This is a genomic window from Candidatus Eisenbacteria bacterium (assembly GCA_016867495.1).
Taxonomy (GTDB): domain Bacteria; phylum Eisenbacteria; class RBG-16-71-46; order CAIMUX01; family VGJL01; genus VGJL01.
In genome coordinates this window covers 1-9,969 of the sequence record VGJL01000095.1, presented here as the reverse complement: position 1 = coordinate 9,969, position 9,969 = coordinate 1, and the positions used below count along the sequence as shown (strand labels likewise).

The 9,969-nt window shown below is 68.5% G+C and carries 10 protein-coding genes and 1 tRNA gene; 3 read left to right on the top strand and 8 right to left on the bottom strand.

The genetic code is table 11. The features are described from left to right. From FJY88_09180 to FJY88_09145, 8 genes are all read right to left on the bottom strand, one after another. A partial coding sequence (locus tag FJY88_09180; GenBank protein ID MBM3287502.1) for a hypothetical protein occupies nt 1-563 on the bottom strand: 563 nt, incomplete at its 3' end. Next, complete coding sequence (locus FJY88_09175) at nt 544-2,088, bottom strand: acyl-CoA carboxylase subunit beta (GenBank protein ID MBM3287501.1); 1,545 nt, start codon at nt 2,086-2,088, stop codon at nt 544-546. The genes FJY88_09175 and FJY88_09180, both read right to left, overlap by 20 nt. A 127-nt stretch (nt 2,089-2,215) precedes the next feature. Then, a complete protein-coding gene (locus tag FJY88_09170) occupies nt 2,216-2,734 on the bottom strand; it encodes a winged helix-turn-helix transcriptional regulator (protein MBM3287500.1) in 519 nt (172 codons plus the stop codon). Then, on the bottom strand, nt 2,539-3,729 hold the full coding sequence (locus tag FJY88_09165; protein MBM3287499.1) for a hypothetical protein: 1,191 nt from the start codon (nt 3,727-3,729) through the stop codon (nt 2,539-2,541). Before FJY88_09165 ends, FJY88_09170 begins: the two co-directional genes overlap by 196 nt. Continuing rightward, nucleotides 3,726-4,274, bottom strand: a complete 549-nt coding sequence (locus FJY88_09160) for a hypothetical protein (GenBank protein ID MBM3287498.1) — start codon at nt 4,272-4,274, stop codon at nt 3,726-3,728. Before FJY88_09160 ends, FJY88_09165 begins: the two co-directional genes overlap by 4 nt. Nucleotides 4,275-4,359: 85 nt before the next feature. Then, the gene (locus tag FJY88_09155; GenBank protein MBM3287497.1) at nt 4,360-5,301 is read right to left on the bottom strand and encodes a polysulfide reductase; all 942 of its coding nucleotides are present in this window, start codon (nt 5,299-5,301) and stop codon (nt 4,360-4,362) included. A 13-nt stretch (nt 5,302-5,314) separates the two neighbouring features. Then, on the bottom strand, nt 5,315-5,848 hold the full coding sequence (locus FJY88_09150; protein MBM3287496.1) for a 4Fe-4S dicluster domain-containing protein: 534 nt from the start codon (nt 5,846-5,848) through the stop codon (nt 5,315-5,317). Nucleotides 5,849-5,850: 2 nt separating this feature from the next. Beyond that, the gene (locus FJY88_09145; GenBank protein ID MBM3287495.1) at nt 5,851-8,055 is read right to left on the bottom strand and encodes a nitrate reductase; all 2,205 of its coding nucleotides are present in this window, start codon (nt 8,053-8,055) and stop codon (nt 5,851-5,853) included. Between the two features lie 334 nt (nt 8,056-8,389). Here FJY88_09145 and FJY88_09140 point away from each other — a divergent pair, with 334 nt between their 5' ends. The 3 genes from FJY88_09140 to FJY88_09130 all read left to right on the top strand — a co-directional run. Continuing rightward, a complete protein-coding gene (locus tag FJY88_09140; protein ID MBM3287494.1) occupies nt 8,390-9,172 on the top strand; it encodes a hypothetical protein in 783 nt (260 codons plus the stop codon). A 110-nt stretch (nt 9,173-9,282) separates the two neighbouring features. Further along, nucleotides 9,283-9,365: transfer RNA gene (locus tag FJY88_09135), tRNA-Leu, on the top strand. Between the two features lie 52 nt (nt 9,366-9,417). Next, nucleotides 9,418-9,969, top strand: a 552-nt coding sequence (locus FJY88_09130; protein ID MBM3287493.1) for a hypothetical protein, incomplete at its 3' end; no start/stop codon positions are given.

Sequence of the window (9,969 nt, the reverse complement as noted above, 5' to 3'; positions counted from 1 at the left end):
TCGTCGTTCGCGCACAGGCGCATCCCCTTGCCCCCGCCGCCGAAGGCGGCCTTGATCAAGACCGGATACCCGATCGCCGCCGCTTGCCGGCAGGCGGCCTCCGGATCGGCGGGGAGCTCCCCGCTTCCGGGAATCAGCGGCACACCGCTCGCCTCGACCGTCCTGCGCGCGGCGATCTTGTCCCCCATCGCGCCGATGGCGCGCGGGGGCGGGCCGATCCAGATCACGCCGGCCTTCTCCACCATCCGGGCGAACTCCGCATTCTCCGCGAAGAAGCCGTAGCCCGGATGCAGCAGCTCGGCCCGCGTGCGCCGGCATGCCTCGAGGAGGGCGTCTGCGTTCAGGTAGCTCTCCGCCGCCGGGGGCGGACCCAGACGGTGGACTTCATCGGCCAGGCGGAGATGTCCCGCCGAGCGGTCGGCGTCGGAGTAGACCGCGATTCCGACTCCGCCCTCGTCGCGCACGCTCCTCAGGATCCTCGCGGCGATCTCGCCGCGATTGGCCACAAGGACCCGGCGGCCCTCGAGCGGCCTGCTCCTCGGGCTAGAGGGGGATGTTCCCATGCTTCCTCGGAGGGTTCGTCTGGCGCTTGTTCTCGAGCATGTGGAGGGCGCTGATCAGCTTCGCCCTGGTCTCGTGCGGCTCGATCACGTCGTCGAGGTAGCCGAGCGAGGCCGCGATGTAGGGGTGCGCGAAGGTCTTGTTGTACTCGTCGACCAGCCTGCGCTGTTCCTCCGCCGGACTGGCCGACTCTGCGATCTGCTTGCGGAAGATGATCTGCACGGCTCCGTCGGCGCCCATCACCGCGAGCTCCGCGGAGGGCCAGGCGATGTTGTAGTCGCCCCGGATATGCTTGCTGCTCATGACGTCGTAGGCCCCGCCGTAGGCCTTTCGGGTGATCACCGTGAGCTTCGGCACCGTCGCCTCGCAGAAGGCGTAGAGGAGCTTCGCCCCGTGCTTGATGATCCCTCCCCACTCCTGCGCGGTGCCGGGCAGGAAGCCGGGGACATCCTCGAACGTGACCAGCGGGATGTTGAAGGCGTCGCAGAAGCGGACGAATCGCGCGCCCTTGGTCGAGGAGTTGATGTCGAGCACCCCTGCGAGGTACTTGGGCTGATTGGCGACGATCCCGACGCTCTTGCCGTCGAGACGGGCGAAGCCGACCACGATGTTCTTGGCGAAGTGCTCGTGCACCTCCAGGAAGTCCCCCATGTCCACGACCCGCGTGATCACATCGCGGATGTCATAGGGCTGGTTGGAGTCCGCGGGGACGATCGAGTCGAGTTCGGGGTCCATCCGCCCCGGATCGTCCTCCGGAACGACCCTCGGGGGATCCTCGGCGTTGTTCTGAGGGATGTAGCTCATGAGCTGGCGGATGAGCCGCAGGCAGTCGAGATCGTCCTCGGTAGCGAAGTGGGCCACGCCCGAGCGGCTGTTGTGGGTCATCGCGCCGCCGAGCTCCTCGAAGGAGACCTCCTCGTTCGTGACCGTCTTGATCACGTTCGGCCCGGTCACGAACATGTGGCTCGATTCCTTGACCATCAAGGTGAAGTCGGTGATCGCCGGCGAATAGACCGCGCCGCCCGCGCAGGGGCCGAAGATGGCGGAGATCTGCGGGACGACTCCCGAGGCCAGGGTGTTGCGCAGGAAGATGTCGGCGTAGCCGCCCAGGCTCGTCACCCCTTCCTGGATGCGGGCGCCCCCCGAGTCGTTGAGGCCGATCACCGGGGCGCCGTTTCGCATCGCGAGATCCATGATGTCGCAGATCTTGCGCGCGTTCGCCTCGCTCATCGTGCCGCCGAAGACGGTCCAGTCCTGGGCGAAGACATAGACCGTGCGCCCGTCGATCCGGCCGAAGCCGCTCACGACGCCGTCGCCGAGCGGCTTCTGGCGCTCGATGCCGAAGTCGGCGCAGCGGTGGGTGACGAAGACCCCGAGTTCCTCGAAGCTGCCGGGGTCGCAGAGGGCGTGGACGCGCTCGCGCGCGCTGAGCCGCCCCTTCGCGTGCAGCTTCTCGATCTTCTCCCGTCCGCCCCCGTCGAGGAGGCGGCGCTTGCGTTCCCTCAGGTCCTCGAGACGATCATCCATGGCCCCTCATCCCCCGTGGTCTTCCGAGTCCGCCTCGCGCGCCGCTCGACAGACTCTAGCAGGCCGTTCGTCCCGAGACAATTGCCGCCGGGGGGCGTGCCGCCCGCCCGCCGCGCGGCGCGCGGGATCAAAAGACGGGGCGGGGCACCTTGCCTTTTGCGCAGAGGGCGCTGAGCAGCGCCGGGACCCTCCGGTCGGCGACATGCAGGAGGACTTCGTTTCCCGAGCGTGTGCCTCCGACGACTCCACGCCTGCGGAGCATGTCCAGATGCTGCGCGACCGACGACTGGGGGATTCTGAGGGCTGAGGCGATGCGCGTCTGCGTGCACGGCTCCCGCAGGAGCCCGCAGACGATCTTCACCCGCAGCGGATGTCCGAGCGCCTTCAAGAGCGAGGCCGCATCCGCGTAGCGCTCCTCGATGCCGCGTGCGGCGGCCGTCGCGATCGCGCTCACGAGCAGCCTCCCGAAGCCTTGGGCTTCTTCCCTCCGGCCTTGACCGCGGCCGGCGGCCCTGAAGGGGAGGGGGCCGGCGCGGCCGCGCCCGTGAAGAAGGCCCTGAGGGCGTCCCGTTCCCTCCGCTCCTCCGTCGATTCCTGGGACGCCGCCGAGGATGGCGCCGGCGCCGCGAGGATCTCGTCCCGCCACGCGGGGAATCCTCCCTCCAGAACCGCCACGCGGAACCCGGCGGGGAGGGCGATTCGCTCCGCGGCTCCGTCGCCGCCGTCGAAGAGGACGATTCTCTGATGCCCCGCGAGCCGATCGGTCCAGACCGCGGGATCGGCAAGCTCCGCGCTTCCGATGCGAACGGCACCGGGGATGGTCTCCGAGCCCTCTTCCATCGCTTCCCGCAGATCGATGATCGACCAGTCCCTGGCCCCTTCCACGATGTGGCGGGCGAGGTCGAGGGGAGCCAGGTTCTCCCGCGCGGTCGCGAGATCGGCCGCGCGCCGTGAGTGTCCCGCCGCGAGGAAGACGATCCCCGCGAGGATGAGGGAGCCTGTCGCGGCGATGCCGGCGCCGCGGACGATCCGAGGGGCGCGGCCCGGCTCGGCTCGCCCGGCGAAGCGGCGCTCGAGTCTCTCCACGCCGACGAAGGCTCCGCCGGCCATGAGGGCGACTCCGAGGGCCAGAATGAGGGGATCGATCCCGATCAGGTCGGAGAGGAGCAATCTCCCGAAGGCCCCGCTGTGATGGAACGCCTCGAGCCCTCCGCCATAGGCGGCGCCGAAGAGGCCGATCCCCGCTGTGACGCCGAGCAGGGCGAGGACGCCGTCGACTTTCCCGGAGGCGCTCGCGACGATCGCGGTCCCCGGGCAGTAGCCGGAGACGATGAATCCGACTCCCAGCAGGAAGCCGCCGGCGATCTGGGGCCACAGGTAGGTCGGGTTGATCCAGATGAGATCGATGTCGAGCCAACCGACGCGCGCGAGGCCGAAGATGCCGATCATGGCGGTGACGATCGCCGTGAACATGACCTTGAAGACGGTCATGTCGTAGAGGTAGAACTGCGCCGCCAGCCGCCTGGAGCTTCCGAATCCCCCGCGCTCGAGGGCGAATCCGAATCCGAATCCGATCAGAACGGTCAGGGCGAGCCCCGCGCCCAGCCCGAAGGCGTTCTGCGGGAAGAAAGGAGCGCTCATATCCACTGCCTCCTGACGAACCAGGCGACGGCGTACCCGCCGGCGAAGACGCACATCATGAAGACCCAGGAGCCGGCAGCCAGCGTGGCGCCCCCCGACAGGGCCTGGCCCGACGTGCAACCGAGGGCCAGGCGCGCCGCGAAGCCCATGACCAGGCCGCCGATCAAGGCGTAGGCGATCCGCCCGCGCCTGCCCATGCGCGGACCGCGCTCGAGCTGGATTCGGATCCTCCCGCCCGTCATGGCTCCCACATAGCCGCCCAGCAGGACTCCGAGGCCGAGGAAGACCAGGAAGTGCAGGAGCGGGTTCCCCTCGGCAAGGAGATTCCGGAAGTTCGCGTTGGATGCGATCGCCTCCGGCATGAGCGGCGCGAGGAGGGTCACCAGAATGCGCGCGATGCCGCCCGACGCGCCCAGCCCCTGCCCCATGACGACGAAGCTGGCCAGAAGCACAAGTCCGAGGGCGACTCCGGCGACGTAGGGGTTCCAGAGGGGCGCGCCCTCTCTCCTCGGATCCTGAAGGGATTCGCTTCTCCGGTCATTCATCTCTCTCACCTCTTCGCGTTTCGAGTTCGCTTTCTGAGTTCGCGTTTCGAGCTGGCGGTTCGAGTTCCCGGCTCGAGTTCGCGTCTCACAGGGCGTTCCACGAGCTCGCCTGCCCGGCGGCGACCAGGATCCACCGGAGGGCGAGCCCCCCGATCAGGATCAGGAGCGGCAGAAACCAGCGCGAGCCGTTGTGCCCGCGCATCTCACGCGCCTCGCCGAAGAGCGGCACGGCGAGCCCCCCGAAGACGACGAGCCCGAAGAACGACGCCGTGTAAGGGCCGCCGAGGAGGAGGCCGCCTGCCCTCTGCGATGTGTCGCTGCCGGTCATGAGATTCAGAAAGAAGAGGCCGAGCAGCGCGACCTCCATGCAGATCAATCCGAGATCGAGCTTCGAGAGGCCGCGGCGCTCCCTTTCGTCGACCCTGAAGAGGAGCATCAGCGCCGCCGCCGTGGAGCCCCCCGATGTGAGAAAGAGCGGGCCCAGCACCGCGGACGACCAGAGAGGCCGCGCCGACATCGCGCTGAGGAGCACGCCGGTGTAGATCCCGAGGAGGGTCCCCACCGCGGCGTTTCCCCAGGCGAGGCGCCTCTTGATCGCCGGCGCATCGGCCCAATCCGCGACCGCGCGCAGCCTCGGCGCGAGCCGGTCGCGCCAGCGTCCGCGCAGCTCTCCGAGGGCGAAGAGAGCGACGAGCGGATAGACGGCGAGGAGGATCCAGGCTCCCCACGACATGGGCGCCTTCGGGCGGAAGGCGAGGTAGAAACGCGGAACGTCCCACCGGCGCTCGAGGTCGAGCCAGAGGGCGAACATCCCGATCGAGAGAACCAACGGGGCCAGCCAGGAGAGGAGCCTGAAGGTCTCCGAGCGCTCCCCCTCGGGATCGCGCAGCACCCTGACGGAGGTGAGGATCATGATCCCGGCTGCAAGACCTCCGAGGAAGAGGTAAACGGGGATCTCCCAACCCCACCAATGCTCCCGCGCCAGATGGGGGGTCGCTTTCAGGATTTCGATCTCGTTCATCGCCATCTCCTCCCCGCGCTCAGACCAGGTAATGGACGCGCGGCCGCGTCCCGGCCTCCGGGGCCACGACCTTGTGATCGCGCGTCGCGAGCAGGCGGCTCACCTCGGAGCCGGGGTCGTTCGCGTCGCCGAAGTGGATGCACTCGGTCGGACAGACCGTCTGGCAGGCGGTGTAGGCCCCCTTCCTGTGCATGCAGAAGGTGCACTTGTCGATGAAGCCGCGCGGATGGACGAAGCGGGCGTCGTATGGGCAGGCCGAGATGCAGTTCTTGCACCCGGTGCACTTGACCCGATCGATCTGCACGGTCCCCCCGGGCCCCCTGTGGGAAGCGCCGGTCGGGCAGTTGTCGATGCAAGGGGCGAAGGCGCAGTGGTTGCAGCGCAGCGACCGGTTCTCGGTCGAGAGGGCGGGGAAGCGGCCCCGCGTCTCGCTCACGACCCAGTCGCGGAATCCTCCCTCGGGGACATCGTTCTCGGTCTTGCAGACGATGACGCAGGCGCTGCATGCGACGCAGCGGCGCGTGTCGAGGACCATCACGTAGCGCGGTTCCATGCTCAAGCCCTCTTGAAGGTGACGAAGTTCACGTTGATCCCGGTCCCCCCCATGATCGGATCGACGGCGTAGCGGGTGGTGAGGACCGCGTCATCGGCGCCGCGCCCGCGCGCGAAGGTGAGCCCATTCGCCGTGTGCCCGAAGCCGTGTGCCAGGAAGACCGAGTCGTCGCGGATCCGCTCGGTCACCTTCACGCGCACGGGCATCGACTCGGCGCCATCCTGATTGACCAGGACGACGCGGGATCCGTGCTCGATTCCGGCCTCCCGGGCGGCCGCCGTCGACACCCAGACCTCGTTCTCGTCGCAGACTTCCGAGAGGAGGCGGTTGTTCGTCGTCCGGCCGAAGGAGTGGGTCGGCACCCGCCCGACGAGGAGTCTGTGGTAGCCCGGAGGGGCCTCCTCGTGCGGCGTATAGACCGGCATGGGATCGAAGCCGGCCTCCGCGAGCGAAGTGGAGTAGAGCTCGATCTTCCCCGAAGGCGTCGAGAACTCGGGGGCGACGCCCTCCTCGTATGTGCAGGGAACCCGAGGCCCGCGGATCACGCCGGTCGCCCGCAGGGCGTCGCAGTCGTGGCCGGCGGCATGCAGGCGGTCCTTGGCGTATTCCATCGAGTCGGCCCAGGGGAAGTAGCCTTCGAGGCCGATTCTGTGCGCGATCTCCCTCGCGATCCACCATCCGGGCTTCGACTCATACATCGGAGGAACGACTTCCTGTCGCACGGCGATGAACGGCTCCTTGTAGGCGGGCGCGTCGAGCTCGTCGCATCGCTCGAGGTAGGTCGCCTCCGGCAGAACGACATCCGCCCATCCGCAGATCTCGGCGGGCAGGACATCGATCGCCACGATGAAGTCGAGTGCCTGCAGGGCCCGGGCCGTGTTGGCCGGATCGGGGAGCGTCAGGGGGAGGTTGGTGCCATAGACCATCCAGCCCTTCACATCGTAGACGCTGCTCCCCGGTACCGTCGCGTTGCAGAGGCCCGAGGCGAGCGTCGCGTCCGCGAGGGGGTAGTCGCCCCCTTTGGGGCGGTCCGCGGTCACGGCGCCGTTCTCCTCGTAGCGAAGGTAGGGGAACTTCGGCAGCTTCATCGCGCTCGGAAGGAGATAGCCGCCGGCCCGTCCCCAGGAGCCGAGCAGCGCGGCGAGGATCGCGATGGCCCGCGTCCTCTGCGTGTCGTCGCCGTACCAGGTGACCCGGCGGCCGGGATGGACGACGACGGCCGGTTTGGCGGCCCCCATCGCGCGCGCGGTCTCGCGGATCGCCTCGGGACGCAGCCCTGTCCGCGGATAGGCCCACTCGGGCGTCTTGTCGGCGACATGCGCCTTCAGCTGATCGAAGCCGTAGGCGTAGGCCTCGACATAGTCCCGATCGTAGAGGTTCTCCTCGATCAGGACGTTCATCCATGCGAGCAGGAGGGCGATATCGGTTCCCGGCTTGATCGGGAGCCAGTGATGCGCCTTGCCCGCGGCCGTGCTGAACCGCGGATCGACAACGATGATCCGCGCGCCCCGGCCGAGGCCCCGGGCGAAGTCCTGCACCTGGGTGTTGTGCATGTTCTCTCCCAGGTGGGAGCCGATCAGGACGATGCAGTCGGCGCGCTCCATGTCGATCCGCTCCGGCGAGCCGACCCCGTCGCCGAAGGTCATCTGGAAGCCGACCTCGCGGGGCCCCCGGCACTGCGCGTAGGAGGGGGCGGCGATGTTGGGGGAGCCATAGGCGTGGAACAGATGGTTGAACCAGGAGGAGCCGTATCCGTGCTGGAAGAGGGCGAAAGCCTCCGGGCCGTGCTCCTTCTTGATCCTCTGCATCGCCTCGGCGACCCGGTCGAGGGCGTCGTCCCATCCGACCGGCTCGAAGGCCTCCTCGCCGCGCTTGCGCACCCGGACGAGGGGCGTCTTGAGGCGGTCGGGGTCATAGAGGAGGCCGGTGCCGCCCGCGCCGCGCGGGCAGAGGCGGCCCCGGCTCAGGGGATGCTCGGGATTGCCCTTGATCTTGGTGACGCGGCCGTTCTTGACGTAGGCGAGCACGCCGCATCGCCAGAAGCAGAGTTCGCAGAAGGTGGGAATCACCCGGTCGCCGTCGGTCTCGGGATCCGTCGCTCTCGGAGCGTCGAGACCGTACCAATCGCTGATCAGCCCTCCGCCGAGGGCCAAACCGCCCGCCGCGCCGGCGCCGATCTTGAGAAAGCTCCTCCTGCTCCATCCCATCTGTCGCACCCCCGAGTTCCGCGCCTCGACCGGCGGCCCGGCCGGTTCGCGATGCGAGAACCGCCGCTTCTCGTGCTTCTCTTCACGAGTGTCATCCCTTTATCGTAGAAATGCAATAATATGTTGGTGCTCGCAACCTGGCCCGGACGGAGGCCGCTTGCCATGCCGCGGCGCGGCTGAGGCGCGGCTGAGGCGCGGCCCGAGCGCGGGGTCACCTCGCGCGGCCGCCCCCCTGCCTGCGCCCTTATCCTCGCTTGTTGCGTCTCCAGTTGTCCTTCCCTACTCTTTGCCTCTGCGTGTGGATGGATGGTTTCCAAGGGAGGTCTCAAGGCCGATGAGCTATCAGAACCTGCTGTTCGAGGAGAAGGGGGCGCTCGCCCGGATCACGATCAACCGTCCCGAGGTGCTCAATGCGCTGAACCTGGCCACGCTCAGCGAGATCGAGGCGGCGATGGAGGAGGCCGGGCGGAATCCCTCCGTCCTGGCCGTGATCGTGACCGGCGCCGGGGAGAAGGCGTTCATCGCCGGGGCGGACATCAAGGAGCTCAAGGATCTCGACGCGATGGCCGCCCGCAAGTTCGCGCGCCGGGGCCAGCACGTCCTGCACAGGATCCAGTGGCTCGGAAAGCCCGTGATCGCGGCAGTGAACGGATTCGCCCTGGGAGGCGGCTGCGAGCTCGCGATGGCGTGCCACATCCGGATCGGGAGCACCCGGGCGCGACTCGGCCAACCGGAGGTCAATCTGGGCGTCATTCCGGGCTGGGGAGGGACGCAGCGCCTGCCGCGCCTGGTCGGCCTCGGCCGGGCCCTCGAGATCCTCCTGAGCGGCGATCCGATCACGGCGGAGGAGGCTCTCAGGATCGGGTTGCTCAACCGGGTCGTGGAGCCCGAGCAGCTTCTGCCGGTCTGCGAGGAGATCGGCGGGAAGATCGCCTCGCGCGGTCCTCTGGCTGTCCGCCTGACGCTCGAAGCGGCGCAGCGGGGACTCGAGACGAGCATGCCGGGGGCGCTGCTCATCGAGGCTGACGCATTCGGCCTCGCCACGAGCAGCGAGGATTGGCGCGAGGGCACCCTCGCGTTCCTGGAGAGGCGCAAGCCGGCGTTCCGCGGACAGTAGGCCGCGGCTGCGGCCCCGCGGTATGATCCATGCAGGTTGGAGGGCTCGATACGGCCTGGGGGCTCGATGCAGGCTGATCGATTCGATTCAGCCCGGCGGACTCGATTCGAGCGAGAGTGGCGGAACTGGCAGACGCACCGGACTTAGGATCCGGCGGGGTTAACTCGTGGGGGTTCGAATCCCCCCTCTCGCAGGTGCGCGCGCCGTCGCGAGTGAGACGGATGGGGAATGGATGAGGAGGAGCCTTGGAAGTACGCGTTGAGGAAGCCGGGGAGTGGACGAAGAGGATCACCATCACACTCCCCGCCGAGAAGGTCGAGGAGCAGTGGGAGCGGATCGTGGCGGACTACCGTAAGCGGGCGTCGGTGCCCGGATTCCGGCGGGGGAAGGTCCCTCCCGAACTCCTGCTCCGCGCGTTCCAGGGCGACATGGAGTCGGATCTGCGCGAGAGGTTGATTCCCGAGGCCTTCGGGGAGGCCCTCCGCGAGCGGAATCTCGAGCCGGCGGTTCCGATCCAGCTCAGGGAGGTCAATCTCGCCCTCGGGCAGCCGATGGTTGTCGAGGCGGACGTCGTCGTCCGACCCCAGTTCGAGGTCACCGGATACCGGGGACTCGAGGTGGAGCAGCAGATCGTCGAGGTCGACGAGGAGATGATCGCCGAGGCCCTCGATACGATGAGGCGCAACCGGGCCGTCCTCGAGACCATCGACCGTCCGGCCGCCGACGGCGATGTCGTGCGGGCGACGCTCGAGCCGATCGATGTCCACGGCAAGAAGCTCCCCGGGGGCAAGCGCGAG